This is a genomic window from Flavobacterium sp. Leaf82 (genome assembly GCF_001422725.1).
In the GTDB taxonomy this organism is placed as follows: domain Bacteria; phylum Bacteroidota; class Bacteroidia; order Flavobacteriales; family Flavobacteriaceae; genus Flavobacterium.
Genome location: NZ_LMMA01000032.1, coordinates 268,982 through 289,984, shown reverse-complemented (window position 1 = coordinate 289,984; position 21,003 = coordinate 268,982). Strand labels below are relative to the sequence as shown.

The following is a 21,003-nucleotide window of genomic DNA, read 5'->3' as shown; positions in this document are numbered from 1 at the left end:
ATTCTTGGCTTTATCTAAGCGTTCATAGTAAAACTAAGCATCTCTATCTTTTATTTCTTTCATCAATTCATCTGATTCGCCAATTAATTCCTTAACTAAAAGATGAATTAAAGTACAAGGATTATGAATAGCATAATTTTCGCAAGTATGTGTTGCAATTAATTGTTCAGCCCATTTAATTGCTTGATTTTGATTGCCATATTTTTCTAAAATATTGTACATTTCTGTACTATTTTTTTTATACTCAAACTTTTTAGGCTTTTTGCTTTTAGATTCTTTCGCTATTTTAGCGTTTATTTCATCTTCTATAGCTTTTTTATATTCTGTTCTAGACATTGAGGTATTTCTATATTGAAAATGTAATAAATACCAAAGCTCGAAAGCCTCATTTGACCATCCCACTTTAATGTCTTGACTATTTGCTAATTGAACAGCTCCGTTAAAATTATCTGGACTAAAACTATCTCTATCAAAAACAGTCCAAACTCTATCATATTTTTGACTAGACTTATCCCTCGCTTTGATAGTTCTTTTTACTAAATCCTTGGTGTTAGAACCTTCTCCTAATGTATCTATTGTATAAACAAATGATTTCACATTTGATTTAAATGACTTAAAATAATTAGGTTCTGTTTTTTCTCCTTCACAAACTATTAAAAAATAAACTCGTACTTCTTTAGTATTCTCTTTTCGTTTTTTTTCTATTCTTTTTTGTCGCTTAAGATCAGCATTGTCAATTTTAATAATATTTGCCATAGATTATAATTCTTGAAAGTTTGAAATATACGGAATAGCACCATAACGACCATTTATATAGTCTTTTTCAAAACTTCTATCTTTTCTAATTGTATGCCCTTCTTCATCTTTAAACTCCAATAAAGAGTACAAATCAGTTGCTTCACAATTATCTTTTTCGGTAAACCAAATTTGGTCTCTTCTAAAAAGTCCTGCTCCAAGCAAATTAGTATCATGAGTAGTAAAAACTAGTTGAGCATCATTAGGATTTGTTTCTGGGTTATTGAATAATTTAATAATCTCTTGAGTTAAAATTGGGTGTAATTTCGCATCTAATTCATCAATAAACAAGTGCAATCCAAGCGAAAGCGTAAAAGCAATATGACCAGAAATATCAAAAACTTTATTAGTTCCTGAAGATTCATGTTCAACTAATTTAAATTCACGCTCCCCAACTATTTTTCCATTATCATCAAAAATACTATGAATAGTGTTAATCCGTTTTTTAAAAGTCTCATTAGAGTCCGATTCAAGACGAAAAGATCGAAAACCTAAATTTAATCTATTTATTAGTTTTTCAACTGTTTCTTGATAACTGTTAGTTTGATGCATTAAAGACGTCATAGTAATAGACTTCTCATGCTCTACACCAGATTGTATAAAAATATAAGAGAAACTTCCCATTATTTGCTTACCTATTTCAATATTTAACTGATCTAGCAAAGATATAAACAAGCTATTCTCCTTCGTATTTTCAATAAATATTTTTGCCTCCTCAAAAACATCAGCCACTCCAATTCCATCAATATTTCTGATAAAATATAAAGTTTCTTTTTTTGAATTTTCATTTAATATGTATAGCCATTCTTCATGAATTCTTTCATTATCAAGTTCGAAACCATACCTATATCTTTTTCCATATTTAGTGAATAAAATTTCAAAATGACTTGGTAAATTAACTGTTTTATCATTGAGTAAAAAAGGTTTCGCATTTAATTTATCCGTTGAATTTAATTTAGATGAGTTTCTAACTGTTTCAACCATAAATTCTAGAGCTTTAATAAAATTACTTTTACCACTAGAATTCGCTCCATAAATAACAGCAGAACGAAGTATTTTATATTTGCCTTTTTGAACAATATTATTTTTATATTCCGTAATACTAGAAGCTTCTAAACTAAATGTTTTTTTTTCTTTAAATGACAAAAAATTCCCAACTGTGAATTCTAACAACATATTTATAGTTTTAATTTGAGAAATTTTCTCAATTTTAAAACAAATGTAATTAATAAGATTTAATTAAAAACTTATTTTAACAAAACATTCTTTAATTAAGTTAACTAAAAATTTTATTCCAATAATTAAGATAAAACCTCTTATTTCCTTATCTCTTAAATTCAAAATCATAGACTTTCGCTAACTTTAACTCCCACTCTTGCATTGCACTAGCAATAAAAAAAGAGATCTTAAATTAAGATCTCTTTTTTATGTTTATATATATTCAAAAACGTTTTATTTCCCGTTCAATAATTTCTCCAAATACTCAACTTTATCTTTTTCAGCTTGCACCAAACGTTCGTAAAGTTCTACAACTTTATCTAAAGGATTAAAAGTACAATTGCAATTGTAAATTGCGCTTTGATCTTGAAAAGTATTTCCAATAATATTAAAAACCGCTTCATCCGAAAAGTTTTTAATTGCTTCAGCAGAAACTCCAAGAACTTTTGCTATCTCAATTAATCTTTGTTCTTCTACAGTTTCGCTGTTTTCAATAGCCGAAATTGTCTGCTGGCTTATCCCTAAAGCTTGTGCCAGTGCTTCCTGTTTCATATCTTTAAGCTCTCTGATACGGCTTATATTTCTGCCGATATGTTTTGGTTTTATTGCTGTACTCATAATTCAAAGATATTTAAAATTCTCAAACGAAAATTAGTTTAGGTAAAAAACAAACCTTTTTTGTAAGATACTATTTTCATAATGGATATAAATTTACAAATTCGGCTTTAACCAAAAAACACAAAAGATTAGGCTAAAGCTATTTTCTAATGTAATTTTGTTTCTCAGCAAAAGCAGGAGACAATTGATATTTTATTCAATTAACCGAGATACATTTAACTCGTGGCATAATTATTTTTAACACATAGTAACATAGAATTATTGAACTCAAAAAAGGCGTTTCACTTGCATTAACAATCATAGCTATGTGTGAGAAACGAGTTTCTTTTTGATTTACTTTTTTCAAAATCATAAAATCTATGTTTCTATGTGTTTAATTAATTTTTTATGTATTACAATTTATATTTATAACACAGTCAGATTAACATGATTACAAAAGCAACATTACAAGACATTCCATCATTATTAACTTTAATAAATTCAGCATATAGAGGAGAAACTTCTAAAAAAGGCTGGACTACAGAAGCACATTTATTAGAAGGAAAAAGAACTACCGAAGAAGAATTAACCGCAATCATTTTAGATCCTAAAAATACATTCCTGAAATTTACAGAGAGCGACAAAATTATTGGATCGGTTTTATTGGTCGAAAAAGGACATCAATTATATGTGGGAATGCTAACTGTTTCTCCTGAATTACAAAATGCCGGAATAGGAAAAAAGATGTTGGCAGAAGCTGAAATTCATGCCACAAATTTAGGATTGTCTACGCTTAGTATGACAGTTGTTTCGGTTCGTTCAGAACTTATTGCGTGGTACAAACGTCATGGTTATGTTGAAACTGGCGAAAAAGAACCTTTTCCGTCAAGTGATATTCATATTAATATTTCTGATAAGCCTTTGGAATTTATCTTTTTAGAGAAGAAGATTTAAGCTTTTTTTTCAACCATATAAGTGATATAAGTTCATTTAAAAGTAGAGTTAAAAATGCACTATTTGAAGTTATATTAAAATATTCAGTAAATGAACATAAGTCTTTTCACTAAAAAAAATACTACAGCCTCTATTTGGAGCGGCGGATTGACCTATGAATATATGATCTTTCCTGAAACGGCAAACTATATTGATAGAGATTTTCTATTTAGAATTAGCAGTGCTACAATAGAGAAAGTGCCTTCAGAATTTACTCAATTTCTGGGCTATCACCGATATTTGGTTATGCTTGATAACGACTTAGATATTGAGATAAACAAAGCAAAAAAGCTATATGAGAAATACGAAATCATGGAATTTAAATCTAATGATGATGTGACTTCTTATACAAAAGGTATTGATTTTAATTGGATGGTTTCTGAAAAAATAAACCATCATAAACTGAAGATAACAACTAGTAAGCAGAATTGTAATGCTGAAATAATAGTTTTATTTTCTATCGATACAACAGTTATTAAAATTAATGAGAAGCCATACGATCTAAAACCTCATGATTTATTAGTGATTGAAAATCCAGAAAAGGAAAATGTAATACTTGATTTTTCTAATAAATGCCTCTTTGGAATATTAGATTTTTAATAAGATCATAAACCTCACAAATAGGTGAAGTTTTTATCTCACAGTTGTCCTAATATTGTCATTTCGACGAAGGAGAAATCTTCGTAAGTAACTCCGCAACGAAAATACAATCTTTGTCGAGCTTCTCGTAGAGATTTCTCCTTCATAGAAATGACAAACTTTACCGAAAGTTTGGTAAAAAACTTTTGCATCTCTGCGTCTTTATACTAAATGTTAGACGCACTGCTGTGCGTCTCTACATAGCATCTCAACACCTTAGCACCTCTTTTTAATTTTTGATAAAAATTCGTGCGAAACACCAAGATACGAAGACAAATTTCTGTTGTTGATTTTATCTGCTTTTTGTGGATGTTTCTCGATAAACTCCAGATATCGTTGTTTTGAGGTTTTGTTCAAAACATCTATAAGTCTCTGCTGAATAGCGATATTTGCTTTTTCGACCATAATAATGTGAAACTGGACGAGTTTGGGTACTTGCTCAAATAAGAGCGTTTTGTTTGATTTGCTGATAACCAGAATTTCACTGTCTTCAATTGCCTTGATGTTGTAGGTTGTTGGCTTTTGATGATAGAAACTTTCCAGGTCGCACATCCATTCGTTTTCGAACGAGAAAAAAATTACACTTTCGGTGCCATTGTCATTCAAAATGTAGGTTTTGAAAGCACCTTTTAAAATAAAGCCTTCATAAGAACTGTTTGAATCCTGAATTTGCAGGTATTCATTTTTCTTGAGTTTGATAAACTCGGCTTTTTCAACGACAAATTTCCATTCACTATCTGTTAACGGAATTTTTCGCTCAATACTTGATCTGAGGGTTTTGTACATGTGTTTTTACTTTTATTCTTACTCGGGGGCGTAAGTTTTGAATTAATTAAAAATTATGTAATCGATTACGTAAAAGTACTTTTTTTATGCGTTTTTGTAAATTAACAACTGTTAAAAAAACACTTTTAGTCAATTTATTTTCAAAATATTGAACTTGTTCAACTTTTTACATATTTTTTATAGTCAGTTTTGCACTGTTAAATTAATATAAACCCCCAATTTATTATTATGAAAATTAAATCAACACTTTCAATGTTCCTACTAACATTGATTTTAGGTTTTACAGCGTGTAACACCGAAGAAGTTGCTTCGTCAAATGACGAAAATGCTATTATTGAAACAACAACACCAACTTCTGGCGGTTTGACTGCAAAAGTTGGAAATTGTTCTGCCGTTCCAGGATGGGCTTCGCAAAACGGAAGTGTAACCGGTGGAGGATCTGCTGCTGAAACAACTGTTACTACCTACGCTCAGTTGAAATCTGCAATCGAAAGCAGTTCTGTAAAGGTTATCAAAGTTAGCGGTACTATTACTGTAACTACAAGATTATCATTGCAAGACCAGACTGGTAAAACTATTTATGGTGCAAATGGTGCAAAATTAGTTTCGACTAACCAAACTAAAGATGCGTCTGGTATTATCAACATCAAAAGATGTAAAAACTTAATCATCAGAAACCTTATTTTTGAAGGACCTGGTGCTTATGACACTGACGGATGGGATAATGCAATCTTAGACGAATGTACAAATGTATGGGTGGATCACTGCGAATTTAGAGATGGTGTTGATGGAAACTTCGACATTAAAAACAAATCTGATTATATCTCAGTTACTTATTCTAAATTTCATTACCTAAAACCCCCAAAAGCAGGAGGTTCTGGAGGGTCAGACGATCACAGATATTCTAACTTAATTGGTTCAAGCGATGGTGCTACAGGAGATCGTGGAAAATTAAGAATTACTTTTGCTCGTTGCTGGTGGGCTCCCGGATGTAAGGAAAGAATGCCAAGAGTACGTTTTGGAAAAGTGCATTTAGTAAACAATTTCTTTAATAGTACGGTGAGCAACAAATGTATTGCTGCTGGTTTTGAAGCTGATCTTCGTGTTGAAGCAAACGTTTTTGAAGGTGTAAAAACACCAATCGATTTAATGACAGGTTATACAGCGGTAACTGCTGTTGATAACATTTTTACAAATACTTCAGGAAACCAGGCAGGAAGCAAAACTGCTTTTACTCCTCCTTATACAATTGTAAAACTTACTAATACTGCTGTAAAAGCTGATGTTTCGGCTAATGCAGGAGCTACTTTAGGTGGTAATATTTGCGGATCATTTTAATGAATGACGAGCAGAAAAAAAACATGAGTTAGTTTAGTTTTTTTTATTTAACCATATAAGTTATATAAGAAAATTTAAGTCATTGGGCTTATGATTTCTTAAATTACTTATATGGTTGTTTTTTTTATTGGTGATTTTTTTGCCAGCTATTTTTTTTTAAATAGGTTAGACGCACTGCTGTGCGTCTCTACGGAAAAAACCTTTGTTGCTTTGAACCTTTATTCCTTTAAACCTCTTTTAAAGAACTAATTCTTCAAACAATCTTTGAATTGTTTTTTCTAAATCCTGAGATAATCCTGAATGTGGTCTGGAAGTTTGAATCGCTGAACTTCTAATAGCGGTTAACCAGCGAAAACGTTCCGGAATATCCATTTCTCCAATTGGACCTCCATCTTTTGCTCCGTTTACAATTTTTTCTAGTGCGGTGATATTGCAATGCAATTGCTCGATATCAAAATCGTTTGATAACGCTTCGATTTTTGCATCGTTTAAGTGGTATAATACTTTTATATATTTGGCTTTTTTGCAAAATAAAATGATTCCGATATTCAGGAATTCTTCGCGCTCTACTCTTGGTACCACACGAATTACGGCATACTCATATAAGTGACTATCTTGCATTTTGCGCTTGGTTTACAAAGATTTCTGAATTGTTTAATCTTGTTTGCAAAAACTGTAAGTACACATTTCGCAATGCTTCGGGTGTTTCGTCCGTATCTTCCCATTGCAGCCATTCTAGCGGAATAGTATTTACAATTTCTTCCAGAATTTCTGGTGTCAAAAGTGCTTTATATTCGGTGTCAACTTCTTTTAATAATGAGGCTTGTGGCAATAAAACGTGATCTTTTATCAATGCAAAAGGACTTTTTGCATGTTGCTCCCAATTGTTCCAGGAATGGTGAAAATACAAACACGCGCCATGATCGATAAGCCATAATTCTTTATGCCAAATTAGCATATTGGTATTTCTAAACGTACGATCTACATTGGTTATATAGGCATCTAACCATACAATTTGCGACGCTAGTTTAGGATCGACTGTTGTTACAACAGGATCAAAAGTAATAGCGCCGGATAAAAAATGCAGTGCTAAGTTTAATCCCTGACTTCCTTGCAGTAAATCCTGAATTTCTTCATCGGCTTCGCTTCTTCCAAAGGCTTCATCGAGATTGGCAAAAACCAATTCCGGTAATTGGAGCTTTAAAGCTTTTGCTATTTGTCCGCCCACTAATTCGGCTATCAGGGCTTTTACACCGTGACCGGCTCCTTTGAATTTTAAGACATATTTAAAATCGTCGTCGGCTTCTGCCAATGCGGGTAAAGAACCGCCTTCGCGCAAAGGTGTTATATAACGCGTAACGTTTACGGTTCTAAGATCGAAATTGTTTTTCATAAGCAGTATTTACTGAAATACAAACTTACTAATTTAGATTGTTAGATTCGTTATTTTACCGCAAAGAGCGCAAAGGTTTACACAAAGGTTCGCTAAGTTTTTTTAAGCTAGTTGTTTTTTTAAAGGTCGCAAAGCTTAATTTTATAAAGGGATTCAACAAAGTACGCAGATGAAACGGATTCGCTAAAGCGAAGACGCTGATTAATGCGGATTTTTTTATTCTTATTTGCATTTTTTGTCATCCTGAGCGGAGTCGAAGGCGCGCCAATTGGAACTTGGGCTTCTCCCGTCCCGAAGCTTCGGGATCGGGATCGCTCAGCCTGACAATTGATGGTCAATAAAACTACAAAGCCTTCTTGTCATCCCGAGGAACGAGGGATCACACTAGAAACTCGACAAAGATTGGCGAATTTCTATACGGAGTTTCTTGTGTGATTTCTCCTTTCGTCGAAATGACAAAAAAAGTTCGTCGAAATGACAAAAAACCTTGTAACCATTAGTATATAAACAAACTGCGTTAACCTGAAACAAAGAAAACATGAAACCTGAAACAATTATCTAATTATCTAATTGGCACATTTTCTAATTCCAAAAAAGCTTTCCCCAGATTCTCGATAATATCAGATGCTACAAACGATTGGTAACCTGTTTTGGGCAAGGCAATATCAGCAGTTAATCCGTGAATGTAGACACCAAATTTTGCTGCGTATTTGGGTTCGTAACCTTGCGCGAGGAAACTGGTGATGATTCCGGTTAGGGTATCGCCGCTTCCGGCGGTGGCTAAGGCAGCATTTCCTGTGGTGTTTTCGTAGATTTCGGTTTTATTGATGATGTAAGTTGGTGCGCCTTTCATGACGATGATTACTTTGTATTTTTCGGAAAAAGCGGTTGTTTTTTGAAATTTTTCAGATTCTGAATTCCATTTGCCTATTAAGCGTTCAAGTTCTTTGGGATGTGGAGTTAAGATGGTGTTTTCAGGAATTAATTCTAACCAGGATTGGTTTTCTGATAAGATATTGAGCGCGTCTGCATCGAGAACTAAAGGTACTTTATTGACTCTTAAAAATTCGAATAAGGCTTTTTGTGTTCCTAACTCCTTCCCTATTCCGGGACCTATTGCGATTGCTTGCGGTTGTATGGGAAAATGAATATTAGTGATAAAATTAGTATTTTCATCGGTTACGACCATAACTTCGGGAATTGAGATTTGAAGGATTTGATACCCGCATTTTGGTGTAAAGGTTGTTACGAGTCCGCAACCTGATTTTAGGCAGGATTTTGATGCCAGAACTGCTGCTCCTATTTTGCCATAACTTCCGGCAATAATCACGGCGTGTCCCTGAAGTCCTTTATGTGTATGAGGATTTACGGGTTTGTAGAATTTTAGAATTTCTTGTTTCGTGATTAAAAGAGGATCTTTCATTGGGTTTATTTATTTTAAATTTTTAATCACTTTGTGTTTTAGGCTGATGCAATTTATTACGCGAATGAAACGGATTTACTTCGTAAAAACGCGGATAAAAACGGATTTTTTTAATTGGCTTATTTTATAAATTTTTAATCACTTTGTATTTAAGGCTGATGTTTTTTTGACGCTGATGAAACGGATTTACTTCGTAAAAACGCGGATAAAAACGGATTTTTTAATTGGCTAATATCTGTCTGTTTTACCTTAATAGTATTAATCATAAAATTCAGGTTACTAAAGTTACATAAAAAAATTGAAGAAGAAAGTGTTTCTTGTTTTCCGTAAATTCCTAGCCCTGATAGGAGCGATATCCTTTTTGTTTTTTCTTTAAAAACAAAAAGATATAGCGGATAGCAGGAAATAGCTCCTAATCATTGCGAAATTTATAATTTAGACTATCATTTTTAGATATTTTTTGAATAAATTTGCGACACAATTTTATAAAACAACACAATGAAAAATACTGCGCTTACGCACATACATGAGAGTTTGGGAGCGAAAATGCTTCCGTTTGCGGGTTATAACATGCCTATTACTTATGAGGGAATTAACGCTGAACATGAAACGGTTCGTACAGGTGTGGGCGTTTTTGACGTTTCGCATATGGGAGAATTTTTGTTGACGGGTCCAAATGCTTTGGCTTTGATTCAGAAAGTGACTTCGAATGATGCGTCGACTTTGACAATTGGCAGAGCGCAATATTCTTGTTTGCCAAACAATGAAGGCGGAATCGTAGATGATTTGATTGTGTATAAAATGAAAGATGAGCAGTATTTACTGGTTGTAAATGCTTCGAATATTGAAAAAGACTGGAATTGGATTTCTCTTCAAAATGATTTGGGAGTTGAGATGAAAAACCTTTCTGATGATTACTCTTTGTTGGCAATTCAGGGACCAAAAGCAGTTGAAGCTATGCAGGCATTATCGTCTATAGATTTATCTGCAATTCCTTACTATCATTTTGAAGTGGCTGATTTTGCAGGAATCGAGCATGTTATTATTTCTGCTACGGGTTATACGGGTTCTGGCGGATTTGAAATCTATTGCAAGAATTCTGAGGTTGAGCAGGTTTGGAATAAAGTTTTTGAGGCTGGTGCAGCTTTCGGCATTAAACCTATTGGTCTTGCAGCTCGTGATACTTTGCGTCTTGAAATGGGATTTTGTTTGTACGGAAACGATATTAATGATACCACTTCTCCGCTAGAAGCTGGTTTGGGCTGGATCACAAAATTTACTAAAGATTTTACTAATTCTGAAGGTTTGAAAAAACAAAAAGAAGAAGGTGTTTCTAAAAAATTAGTTGCTTTTGAGATGCAGGAACGTGCTGTACCAAGACATGATTATGAAATTGTTGATGCAAGTGGCGCAATAATTGGTGTTGTAACTTCTGGAACTATGTCGCCTTCTATGAATAAAGGTATTGGTTTAGGATATGTTACAGTAAGCAATAGTGCTGTTGACAGTGATATTTTTATTAGAATCAGAAAAAATGATGTTCCTGCTAAAGTGGTAAAATTACCGTTTTACAAGAAATAATTTTAAATCATAAATATTTAGAAATGCGTTACTTAACAAGTAGCGCATTTTTTTTTGTAGCATTCATTATCCTTTAAATTGTTCCTCTATTTAACAACAAATACTGTTTTTTATTATGTAAAAATTCTTACCAAATTAAATCATTTATATGTAAGATTTTTTAGAAAAAATATAACTTTAAATCAAAAATTAAAACGTAATTTTAATCTAAACGAAGATTTTCGATTATATGAAAAAAATATTATTAGTATTAATGTTGGTTACGAACGTTCTATTTAGTCAAAATAGCAATTCGACATGCGAAATACTAAACAAAATAAATGCTGTTATTCAGGAAGAACATATTAGACCAAAACCGGTGGACGATAGTTTGTCGGTTTTTGTTTTTGATAATTTAATTAATGAGCTGGATCCCTCCAGAAACATATTATTTAAATCAGAATATACAGAACTGGTCGATAAATATCGTACCAATCTGGATGATTTCATCCTGAGCAATGATTGCAGCTTTCTAGCTGATATTACTGCAAAATATAGAAATGGTCTTTTGAGAACTAAAGCTGTTCTGGAGAAAATACAAAAAGAACCTATTGATTACAGTAAAAAAGATACAATTAGATTTTATAAAAAATCCTTTGCTTTTTATCTTAAAAAAGAAGATCTGGAGAAAGTTTGGTCAAAAAAAATACGTTATCAGATTCTAGATGAAATTGCCGAAACCAGTGATAATATCGATTCACTTAAAACCAATTTTAATTCGATTGAATTAAAGTCTAAGAACTTAATTGTATCTAATGAAATCTGCCGAATAAATACTCTTTTAGAAACAAATACCAAGCAGGAAGAAAAACTCTACAATTTTTTCTGTACTTATTTTGATCCGCATACGGCTTATTTTAGTGATGATTCTAAAACAAGTTTCGTGGCTTCATTATCAAAAGAACATTTGTCTCTGGGAATGACTGTGAACCTGAATGAAAAAAATGAAATTATAATTGCCGAAATTGATCCAAATGGTCCTGCATATCAAACAGGGCAAATTAAAAAAGGCGATCAGATTCTTTCTATATCCAATCAAAAAGAAACGCTGCAGGTTTCATGTGCTTCATTAGAATCTATTTCGACAATGATTTTATCAGAATCTAATAAAAGTATTACGCTTACTCTGAAACGTAATTCCGGTAAAAGTTTTGATGTTTTTATCGAAAAACAAGTCATGAAGGATGAGGACAATTCTGTTTTTAGTTTCATCATTGGTAAAGACAGTAAAGTTGGGTACATTAAAATTCCAAGTTTTTATGCTGATTTAGACGGAAACAGTCGAAAAGGTTGTGCAGATGATGTAGCGCGCGAGGTTATAAAGCTGGAAAGGGATAATATAAAAGGTCTTGTAATTGATTTGATTGATAATGGCGGCGGCTCTATGGAGGAAGCCATAAAACTTGCCGGAATGTTTATTGATTATGGTCCGCTTTCTATTGTGGTAGATAATAAACAAGGAAAATCGATTATCAACGATCCGTATAGAGGTTTGATATACAAAGGACCAATTGTAATTTTGGTGAATAGTAACACGGCATCTGCAAGTGAATTTTTCTCTTCTATATTACAAGATTATAATAGGGCATTATTATTAGGCAGTAATACGTTGGGGAAAGCGACAATGCAAACGATTCTTTCGCTTGACGAAACTAAAAACACAGATTTTTTAAAAATTACCATCAATAAATTTTACAGGGTTACCGGAAAAAGCCACCAATATATTGGCGTAAAACCAGATGTTGTTCTTCCTGAATTTTATGAAGGTGTCTACCAAAAAGAAAGTGATTTTCCTACCGCTATTAAAAATGATAGTATTGAACCAATGCTAAAATTTAAACCGTATGTAAAAAGGGTTTTAATCGACAAACTAGCCAAAAATAGTTCTGTAAGACTGGCTGATAATTATTTTTTTAATAATATAAAAAAAATCAATCTAAAAATCGATCAGCTTGTCAATACTCCAAAAGCAGAAATCCCAATGACGCTGGATGCTATCTTTAAACAGAAAAAAATTGTAAACGCACTCTGGACAGAAATCAATACGTTTAATGACGAAAACAATCCGCTGGATGTTTATAATTCTACTGTAAATCAGTTTTTATTAGGCGCTTATCCTAATGATAAAACGATAAACCAATACCAGATCGATAACCTTAAAACAAATCCGTACCTAAACGAAGCGGTGAATGTTATTAATGAGTTTAATGCGATGAAATAGGTTTTTGTTTCAAGTTTCAGGTTTCAAGTTACAGGTTTCAGGTTACAGGTTTCAGGCTTTGAAATGAGAACAAAAAAAATTTAACCGCAAAGTGCGCAAAGTTTTTTATCGGTAATATGTATACAAACACAAAGTTCGCAAAGCTATGTCCAGATAAAGCTTTGCGAACTTTGTGTTTACTAACTACAATTTAAAACAAAAAAAACTTTGCGCACTTTGCGGTTAAACTCAAACAAAATTATCTTATTTCAAAACTTGAAACCTTAAACCTGAAACAAATCAAAAAAACTTAATCTTTGATTTTGCAAAAATAAGGAATAACCGTATTTTTGCAACTCAAAACTAAAAATTAGAAATGGGAAGAGCGTTCGAATTTAGAAAAGGAAGAAAAATGAAACGTTGGTCAGCAATGGCCAAAACTTTTACCAGAATTGGTAAAGACATCGTTATGGCTGTTAAGGAAGGCGGTCCTAACCCAGATGCCAATTCTAGATTAAGAGCTGTAATACAAAATGCTAAGGCTGCTAACATGCCTAAGGACAATGTAGAGCGCGCGATAAAAAATGCAAGTAATAAAGATACTGCCAACTATAAAGAGATTTTGTTTGAAGGATATGCTCCTCACGGAATCGCTATTTTGATTGAAACTGCATCTGACAACAATAATAGAACTGTAGCCAACATTCGTAGCTACTTTAATAAATGCAACGGTACAATGGGAACTCAGGGTTCTGTTGAGTTTATGTTTGATCATACTTGCAACTTTAGAATTGCAAAAGGTGATCTTGATCCGGAAGAACTAGAATTAGAACTAATTGATTTTGGTGCTGAGGAAGTTTTTGAGGACGAAGACGGAATTTTAATCTACGCTCCTTTTGGAAGTTTTGGTGCTTTGCAAAAAGAATTAGAAAACAGAGGTTTAGAAATTTTATCTTCAGGTTTTGAGCGTATTCCGCAAATTACCAAAGAACTTACAGAAGCCCAAATCGCTGATGTTGAAAAACTAATCGAAAAAATCGAAGAAGATGATGACGTTATGAACGTTTATCATACTATGCAGGAAGCATAATTTTCTCTTTTTATAAATATCAAAAGCCCTGAAATTTCAGGGCTTTTTTGTTATAATTCAATAAGGTAAATCATCAACCGGAATATTAATAAAATCAGGCTCTGGCGTATTCTCAAACTGAATTGCCTGAATCTCAAGATGACCTTCCAGCAACGCCTTAATTACCCGATGCATTCCATCCATTAAGCGTCCGTCTGAACATAAAATAATAGGATACTTTAGATCTGCTTGCTGAACAAGTTTCATATGATTAAGAACATCTGCACAAGTTGGTAAATTGGTATTATGTTCGAACCAATAAGGTTCATTTACTTCTTTTATATCAGACAATAAAATGCTTTTTACAGGCAGATCTTTAGATAATTCAATTAGTCGATGAACATCCCAGGCTTTTAGTCCCTGTTCGCTTTTACGTAAGTTATATTGTTTTCTCATCATAATTAATCAAACATTTAATGAAGCACTTTATTATTAAAAAATAAAAAAAATGAGAGAGATTTACGTCAATAAAAATAAACTATTATATTTACGAATCTCAAATTTAAATTAACTCAAAATAAACACAATATGCAAGCATCAAAATACACAAGATACGCTGTAATCATTCTGGTAATTTTATTTGTCGTTCTTAGCGTTATCAACTAAAACGTATCAATTATAAAATTTAAAAAAGCCTTCTTAAAACAAATTTAGAAGGCTTTTATTATGCTTTCAACTTCCATAAAAAAAATCCACAAACAGAAAGCATACTTTTATAGCATTAGAAACTTCATTAAAAATAAATGAAAAAAATTATTGCCTACTTTGTTATAATACTTTCTTCTTTAATCTTAATTATTGAAATCATAAATGATTTTTCAGTTCTCAAAACCGGATATACAATTGCATTTTGTAAAGATGGATTTATAAAAGATACACTACTTGTCAATGAATTTGGTTCAGCATCAGGAACAAGTTGGAATTCAACGTCAAATTTTTCGTCAATTTACCATGGCACTTTAGTCTCGAATAAGAAAAAAGCCTCAATAGAATTAAGGAATGATTTCAATCCCTTCTTAAAAAACTTTAAAGACCACAGAATTCTAGTTTATCATTCTAAATATACAGCTGTAAATTTATTTTATTGGAAACCTACCAATTTTTCAGGCTTAGATATAAAGTATTTAATAGAACCATTTCTCTTTCTATTTTCTACATTCTCGATCTTATATTTATTACTTAGAAAATATTCAAAAAAAATAATTTAAAGTTTCATCAAAATTTGATCATTAAGCAAATGGGAGGAAAAATACTTTTTCATGGTTTTATATTCGCAGTATTTCTTGTATTACTTACGAGGATTATTAACAATATTACTTATAGCAAGGAAGATAACATGGGTAAAGGTGTTATTTATGATAGTGATTCATACAAAAGAAGTGGTAACTCAGCCAGAGTACATACTTATTATATTGTCGATAAAAACGGAAAAAAATATGAAGATGGTGGAGATAGTGATACCATAGAATACGGTTTTTTAATTGGAGATACTGTTGTGTTTAGAAAACTTCATTACGGCGATCCTCAATCCGTAAGGATGCTAAAACGTAATGGAGAACAAGTTAGAAGTTATTATGGTTTCGTGGATTATGCTAGTGTTGCAATAGTAATTTTAATAATTCTTGGCTATATCTTCATCCCTAAAATTTTGAAAAAATAGGGTAATTTTTTAAATTACCTATGGATTCAAATCATCAAGGACAGGTAAAACAATTCAAGAAAGTTTTTTTCGCTTCCATTTTATTACTGATTCCGATAATTCTTTTCTTTATATCATTACACATTATCAAATGAATAAAATCTCGATTATAAAAAAAGTACAATTAGGCAAAAATAGTTTCTCTGCCGAAAATCTATATTCAAAATTAAATTTTAGTTTTTATTGTGTAAATGGCGGAATAAAACATGAAGTAATTTTGTCATTTGAGACTTCGTTTTTTCTGAATGAATTAATTAAAAACGGACAAATAACCACTGAAAGTTTAGCAAATCATCAAATTAGTAAACTTGAAAACCTGAATAATACCGAAAGGAGTTTTTTATATCGGTATCAATTCTTTCAACCTAAGGAATGCAATAAATGTTATATGATAATTTTTAATATTGATGAATATCGGGAATATTGGGGTTTTTATATTTATGGTGTGTTAGAAATTGAGTAACTTACAAATATTAAAATTTGATAAAAAATAGCTTATGAAAAAATGGTCAATAGACAATCTGCAAAAAACATGGTACTTAATTTCGAAACTTCACCAAGGACAAAAGTACGGAGGAGATGAAGAAAATCTACAAATAGAATATATCAATCATATTGGCAGTGTGACTTTCGAAATAATAAATTCACTTAATTTCGAAGAAAATATAGATGGAGACCTTGCCATTACTTGTGCATTATTACATGACACTATCGAAGATACCGAAATTACATTTGATAAGGTTAAAGATTTATTTGGAGAACAAATCGCAAATGGAGTTAGTGCTTTAACTAAAAACACGTCTTTAGAACATAAAAAAGACCAAATGACGGATAGTTTATCCAGAATACAACAACAACCTAAAGAAGTTTGGTCTGTAAAAATGGCCGACAGAATTTGCAATCTCTATTCTCCACCCTATTATTGGACAACCGAAAAGAAAAAAGAATATCATAAAGAATCCATATTAATCTATGATACTTTGAAAGAAGGAAACAGTTATCTTGCCAGTAGATTAAAACAAAAAATTGATGATTATGTAAAGCATTTCTAAGAATGTTTTACATAATTTTAAAGAAAATAAAATGCGATTAATAGACGATTTTTATTGTATTGAAAATGAAATTGAAGGAAACGGAAATGAAAAAGTACTTTCAGAAGGGATTTGCAAAATTAAAAGTGAGTTGATTAGACCTGAAATTCTTCTTTTGTTAAACGGAAATAAAATTAAGTTTAAATATAATTTCAGTGCAACATTAAACGAAAACTCTTTCTCTCAGGAAGAATTACTCTTTTTTGAAAAAACATATAATGTTAAGCTTACTCCCAACAAAATATATCCATCAAGATTAACTACTGATAACTCGTTTGTAAATAAATTATACGATTTGCCGGCAACAATTGCATTGTTTGAAGATACGGAATCGAATAAAAACTATTTATTGATCGAATTTCGTCGCTGGCAATATGATTATCAACCCAGAGGAGCCGGAGAAGATAGTTTAGGAGAAGATATTACTTATGTCCATGGTATTTGGGAAGATCCGTTTTTGACAGATGAAATTAGGATAAAAATTAAAGGAATAGCTGATAAACTATAAAAACACGGTAAAACCGAACGATCAAATCTCTCTCTAATCGTATCTTACCGCTTTAAATCTGTTTTTTACATTTCGCATACTATTTTACTTAGTTATTCTTATCTTTGAATTATGAGCACACTTACAAAACCAAATCATATAGGGCGAAAAATTAGCCGTATTCGTGAACTTCGGGATATGAAACAGGAAGCTTTGGCGCAAGCCATGGGAATAAGCCAGCAAACTATATCTGCAATAGAAAATAGCGAAACTATAGACGACGAAAAACTAATTGAAGTTGCAAAAGCACTTGGTGTAACGGTTGAAGCCATTAAGAATTTTTCTGATGAAGCTGCAATTAATTATTTCAATAATATTTACGACAATGATATTAGTGGAACAATTCTTAATGCTCCACAATCCAATCATTGCTCATTCAATCCTCTGGATAAAGTGATGGAACTTGTAGACGAAAACAAAAAGCTTTACGAACGTTTGCTGCTAGCTGAAAAAGATAAACTCGACTATCTGGAAAAATTACTCAAAGAAAAATAGACTTTATAAAAACCTATATTAACACATAACCATCAAAAAATGCAATCTTCAAAATACACAAAATACGTTGTAATCGTTCTCGTAATTCTATTTGTAGTTCTTAGTGTTATAAACTAAATAGTTGCAACGATAAAATCAAAAAGCCTTCTTGAGTAACATTAAGAAGGCTTTTTATTTATAATGAATAGTTATGTTCTACAATTCTTCGGATTTATTTTAAAACAAATTAATTTAAACGCTTAAAATGAAGATAAATAATAAATTGAAATAAGTTTTCAATAAAAACAATTTTGACTGTTTATATATACTCTAAATAGCTTATACGGCTTTTAAAACAGACATTATCGCCTATATTTGTAAATTCCAAAAACAAAAAAATAAATATAATTTTATGAATAAATCGAAATATACAAGAGCTGCCGTAATTATTATGGTAATTCTATTTGTGGCTATTAGTGTTTTAAGTTGTAGCACACATGTTCACAGTGGCCCAAGTAACAGCAGCAACAGCAGTAATAAAAAAATTCCTCCTGGACAGGCAAAAAAAATGTCAGGAAGCAAAAGTGCCAAAGCTTATGCACCTGGACAACAGAAAAAACATTAACAAAAAAAAGCCTTCTAAAAATTATATTTTAGAAGGCTTTTACCATTTGGAAATTGTAATATATAAATAAAATTGGAAGTTATTTTTTTGCGGGGTTATTGGATACTTTCAATAAATAAGTCCCTTCTGGTAAATCAGCAATATTAGTAGCATTCGTTCCTACTACTTTTGTGCCTTGCGAGAAAACCTCAACAATTTTAGAACCTGTATTTTCTGATACAGTTCCTGTCTTTGCGGGCGTCGGTACTTTTGCCGCAACCACAGTTTTTACAGGTGCCGGAGCAACCACTTTTTTAGCAGGACTTGAAGCCTGAACAGTTTCTGCTACGGCTACACCAGTTGGTTTCGAACTGTTATACGATTCCATAACCTGTTCGTCTGTCATTGCTACATTGTATATTTTAAGATCATCTACATCTGCATTGATTCCAACTGTGCCATTTAATGCGCCTAATCTTAGAATATAACCTTTTGTCAAGCGCGAAATTCCATCAGCAGATTTTAGTAATTCTCCATTACGATATACTTTTGAATGGGTTCCATCATAAGTTACACTATATTGATACCAAACTTCTTTTGAAAGCGGAACTGAAGCTATAACATTGTTTGTATCTCCCCAACCCACTAAACTTAAGTCTGAATTGCCTGCAGAAGCAGCTTGCTGTACTAAACCAAAATACTGTGCATTTACGGCACCACCATATCCCAAAATATAATTTACAGAAGTAATTGTATTAAACTTCACCCAAACAGATATTGATCTTGGTTTGTTATCTTGCGGAAGATCCCCAACCATACCTTGCAAAACTTTATTTGTGAGACGCTGCGCGCCTTTTGCAACTCCCATTCTGTCATTTACAAAGTTAGGTGTCCCTAAAAGCGAAACCGAATTATCGGCATTGTTTAAAGTCCCGTTGAAATTGAATTCCTGGACTGGATTTTGGGCATTAGTAACTAAAAAACTTACGAACATTAATGTCAGTAATAATTTTTTCATATGGAACAGATTTTAGGGTATTTTAGAAAAGCGTATTTAAGAACACTAATCTATATTATAATATGTATGAGCAAAAATTTATTCGGTAACAAACCAAAATAACCGTCAAATAACCAAAATTGATGATTATACGCTCTTAATTAAATTTAGTTATACTTTTATAAATTTTGTTAAAACTATAAATTTAATTCAATACTACAAAAAATTTATTACTTATAAATACAGTATTCTTACCAAAAATAGAAATAAACGCACTCAATTAATTTTACTGTCCAGATTTGTAAAAACATTTTTACAAAAAAAACTCCATTCGTTTTACGAATGGAGTTATATATTATAAAGTAACTTTAATTTACTTTACAAATTCTATTTTTTGAACCTCTTCTTCATTGACACTGTCAAAGAAACCTTGTTCATTCATCCAGTCATCGCTAAATACTTTACTCATATAACGCGATCCATGATCCGGGAAAATTGCGATAATATTACTTTCTTTGGTAAACTCGCCTTCTTCTGCATATTGTTTGATTGCCTGCATTACTGCTCCGGAAGTATATCCTACAAACAAACCTTCTTTTCTGGTGATCTCTCTTGCAGAGTGAGCACTTTCTTCATCGGTTACTTTGATGAATTTATCGATAATATCAAAATCCGTAGCAGATGGAATCAGGTTTTTACCTAAACCTTCTATACGATACGGATAAATTTCTTTGTTATCGAATTCTCTTGTTTCGTGGTATTTTTTTAATACAGACCCAAAAGCATCAACACCTAGAATTCTAATATTTGGATTTTGCTCTTTTAAGAATTTTGCAGTTCCGGAAATCGTTCCTCCGGTTCCGCTACAAGCCACAAGATGTGTGATTTGTCCTTTTGTTTGTTCCCAAATTTCAGGACCTGTAGTGTTATAGTGTGCATCAATATTTAATTGATTAAAATATTGATTGATGTAAACTGAGCCTTTTGTTTCTTCGTGTAGTCGTTTAGCAACATTGTAGTAAGATCTCTCATCATCTGCTGATACGTGAGCGGGACAAACATATACTTTTGCTCCTAAACTTCTCAGCATGTCAATTTTATCTTTGGATGATTTTGAGCTTACTGCCAAAATACAGCTGTACCCTTTTATAATACTTACCATTGCCAGACTAAAACCCGTATTACCGGATGTAGTCTCAATGATAGTATCACCTGGTGTTAAGATTCCTTTTTTCTCAGCTTCTTCAATAATATATAACGCTATTCTATCTTTCGAGGAATGTCCTGGATTAAAAGCTTCTACCTTTGCGTAGAAATTACCTTCTAACTCTTCGGTAATTTTATTTAGCTTAATAAGTGGGGTATTACCTATTAACTCTAAAACATTATTATAAGCGTTTATTTCTTCTTTCATAAAAAAATAGTTAATCAAAGGCATTTTTAAATAACCTTGATAGGTT

General features: G+C 32.0%; 23 protein-coding genes. 13 read left to right on the top strand and 10 right to left on the bottom strand.

Annotated features, from left to right (window positions below; translation table 11 throughout):
- Positions 1–33 precede the first annotated feature (33 nt).
- The 3 genes from ASF10_RS15760 to ASF10_RS15750 all read right to left on the bottom strand — a co-directional run bounded on the left by ASF10_RS15760 (position 34) and on the right by ASF10_RS15750 (position 2,631).
- On the bottom strand, positions 34–756 hold the full coding sequence (locus ASF10_RS15760) for an RloB family protein (RefSeq protein WP_056250883.1): 723 nt from the start codon (positions 754–756) through the stop codon (positions 34–36).
- A 3-nt stretch (positions 757–759) separates the two neighbouring features.
- Positions 760–1,971 carry an AAA family ATPase gene (locus ASF10_RS15755; RefSeq protein WP_056250880.1) on the bottom strand — a complete coding sequence of 404 codons (1,212 nt, stop codon included), beginning with the start codon at positions 1,969–1,971 and terminating at the stop codon, positions 760–762.
- Between the two features lie 276 nt (positions 1,972–2,247).
- Positions 2,248–2,631: a helix-turn-helix domain-containing protein gene (locus tag ASF10_RS15750; protein WP_056250877.1), complete on the bottom strand. Its 384-nt coding sequence runs from the start codon at positions 2,629–2,631 to the stop codon at positions 2,248–2,250.
- Positions 2,632–3,057: 426 nt separating this feature from the next.
- Between ASF10_RS15750 and ASF10_RS15745 the strand changes: the two genes are divergently transcribed.
- Positions 3,058–3,564, top strand: coding sequence for a GNAT family N-acetyltransferase (locus ASF10_RS15745; protein ID WP_056250873.1), 507 nt, complete (start codon positions 3,058–3,060; stop codon positions 3,562–3,564).
- 90 nt (positions 3,565–3,654) lie between these two features.
- Complete coding sequence (locus ASF10_RS15740) at positions 3,655–4,203, top strand: HutD family protein (protein ID WP_056250872.1); 549 nt, start codon at positions 3,655–3,657, stop codon at positions 4,201–4,203.
- Between the two features lie 255 nt (positions 4,204–4,458).
- On the opposite strand, the gene ASF10_RS15735 is transcribed toward ASF10_RS15740, so the two are convergent.
- Positions 4,459–5,028 (bottom strand): Crp/Fnr family transcriptional regulator, encoded by a 570-nt coding sequence (locus ASF10_RS15735; RefSeq protein ID WP_056250869.1) that lies wholly within the window; start codon positions 5,026–5,028, stop codon positions 4,459–4,461.
- A 228-nt stretch (positions 5,029–5,256) separates the two neighbouring features.
- On the opposite strand from ASF10_RS15735, the gene ASF10_RS15730 reads away from it, so the two are divergent.
- Complete coding sequence (locus tag ASF10_RS15730) at positions 5,257–6,366, top strand: polysaccharide lyase family 1 protein (RefSeq protein WP_056250867.1); 1,110 nt, start codon at positions 5,257–5,259, stop codon at positions 6,364–6,366.
- A gap of 237 nt (positions 6,367–6,603) precedes the next feature.
- On the opposite strand, the gene ASF10_RS15725 is transcribed toward ASF10_RS15730, so the two are convergent.
- The 3 genes from ASF10_RS15725 to ASF10_RS15715 form a co-directional block, all read right to left on the bottom strand.
- Positions 6,604–6,987 carry a DUF3037 domain-containing protein gene (locus tag ASF10_RS15725; protein ID WP_056250864.1) on the bottom strand — a complete coding sequence of 128 codons (384 nt, stop codon included), beginning with the start codon at positions 6,985–6,987 and terminating at the stop codon, positions 6,604–6,606.
- A complete protein-coding gene (locus tag ASF10_RS15720) occupies positions 6,977–7,759 on the bottom strand; it encodes a HipA family kinase (protein ID WP_056250861.1) in 783 nt (260 codons plus the stop codon). The genes ASF10_RS15725 and ASF10_RS15720 overlap by 11 nt, the downstream gene beginning before the upstream one ends.
- Before the next feature lie 562 nt (positions 7,760–8,321).
- Positions 8,322–9,182, bottom strand: coding sequence for an NAD(P)H-hydrate dehydratase (locus ASF10_RS15715; RefSeq protein ID WP_056250857.1), 861 nt, complete (start codon positions 9,180–9,182; stop codon positions 8,322–8,324).
- A 498-nt stretch (positions 9,183–9,680) separates the two neighbouring features.
- Here ASF10_RS15715 and gcvT point away from each other — a divergent pair, with 498 nt between their 5' ends.
- The 3 genes from gcvT to ASF10_RS15695 all read left to right on the top strand — a co-directional run bounded on the left by gcvT (position 9,681) and on the right by ASF10_RS15695 (position 14,092).
- The gene (gene gcvT, locus ASF10_RS15710) at positions 9,681–10,763 is read left to right on the top strand and encodes a glycine cleavage system aminomethyltransferase GcvT (RefSeq protein WP_056250855.1); all 1,083 of its coding nucleotides are present in this window, start codon (positions 9,681–9,683) and stop codon (positions 10,761–10,763) included.
- A 229-nt stretch (positions 10,764–10,992) separates the two neighbouring features.
- A complete protein-coding gene (locus tag ASF10_RS15700) occupies positions 10,993–13,023 on the top strand; it encodes a S41 family peptidase (RefSeq protein ID WP_056250850.1) in 2,031 nt (676 codons plus the stop codon).
- A 355-nt stretch (positions 13,024–13,378) separates the two neighbouring features.
- A complete protein-coding gene (locus ASF10_RS15695; protein WP_029269334.1) occupies positions 13,379–14,092 on the top strand; it encodes a YebC/PmpR family DNA-binding transcriptional regulator in 714 nt (237 codons plus the stop codon).
- A 57-nt stretch (positions 14,093–14,149) separates the two neighbouring features.
- Here the strand turns inward: ASF10_RS15695 and ASF10_RS15690 are convergent, their stop codons facing one another.
- On the bottom strand, positions 14,150–14,530 hold the full coding sequence (locus tag ASF10_RS15690; protein WP_241774970.1) for a hypothetical protein: 381 nt from the start codon (positions 14,528–14,530) through the stop codon (positions 14,150–14,152).
- Between the two features lie 344 nt (positions 14,531–14,874).
- Between ASF10_RS15690 and ASF10_RS15685 the strand changes: the two genes are divergently transcribed.
- The 7 genes from ASF10_RS15685 (at position 14,875) to ASF10_RS15655 (ending at position 18,567) form a co-directional block, all read left to right on the top strand.
- Positions 14,875–15,339 carry a hypothetical protein gene (locus ASF10_RS15685; RefSeq protein ID WP_056250848.1) on the top strand — a complete coding sequence of 155 codons (465 nt, stop codon included), beginning with the start codon at positions 14,875–14,877 and terminating at the stop codon, positions 15,337–15,339.
- 29 nt (positions 15,340–15,368) lie between these two features.
- A complete protein-coding gene (locus ASF10_RS15680) occupies positions 15,369–15,791 on the top strand; it encodes a hypothetical protein (RefSeq protein ID WP_056250845.1) in 423 nt (140 codons plus the stop codon).
- 130 nt (positions 15,792–15,921) lie between these two features.
- A complete protein-coding gene (locus ASF10_RS15675; RefSeq protein ID WP_056250844.1) occupies positions 15,922–16,293 on the top strand; it encodes a hypothetical protein in 372 nt (123 codons plus the stop codon).
- A 34-nt stretch (positions 16,294–16,327) separates the two neighbouring features.
- Entirely contained in the window at positions 16,328–16,882 is a 555-nt protein-coding gene (locus ASF10_RS15670; RefSeq protein ID WP_056250841.1) for an HD domain-containing protein, read from the top strand.
- 31 nt (positions 16,883–16,913) lie between these two features.
- The gene (locus ASF10_RS15665; RefSeq protein ID WP_056250837.1) at positions 16,914–17,429 is read left to right on the top strand and encodes a hypothetical protein; all 516 of its coding nucleotides are present in this window, start codon (positions 16,914–16,916) and stop codon (positions 17,427–17,429) included.
- A gap of 111 nt (positions 17,430–17,540) precedes the next feature.
- Positions 17,541–17,963 (top strand): helix-turn-helix domain-containing protein, encoded by a 423-nt coding sequence (locus ASF10_RS15660; RefSeq protein WP_056250834.1) that lies wholly within the window; start codon positions 17,541–17,543, stop codon positions 17,961–17,963.
- Positions 17,964–18,354: 391 nt separating this feature from the next.
- Entirely contained in the window at positions 18,355–18,567 is a 213-nt protein-coding gene (locus ASF10_RS15655) for a hypothetical protein (RefSeq protein WP_056250831.1), read from the top strand.
- 79 nt (positions 18,568–18,646) lie between these two features.
- Here ASF10_RS15655 and ASF10_RS15650 read toward each other — a convergent pair whose 3' ends face one another.
- Together ASF10_RS15650 and ASF10_RS15645 are read right to left on the bottom strand one after the other, a co-directional pair.
- Positions 18,647–19,564: a LamG domain-containing protein gene (locus ASF10_RS15650; RefSeq protein WP_056250828.1), complete on the bottom strand. Its 918-nt coding sequence runs from the start codon at positions 19,562–19,564 to the stop codon at positions 18,647–18,649.
- A 352-nt stretch (positions 19,565–19,916) separates the two neighbouring features.
- Positions 19,917–20,957: a PLP-dependent cysteine synthase family protein gene (locus ASF10_RS15645; RefSeq protein WP_056252200.1), complete on the bottom strand. Its 1,041-nt coding sequence runs from the start codon at positions 20,955–20,957 to the stop codon at positions 19,917–19,919.
- Between the last annotated feature and the right edge of the window lie 46 nt (positions 20,958–21,003).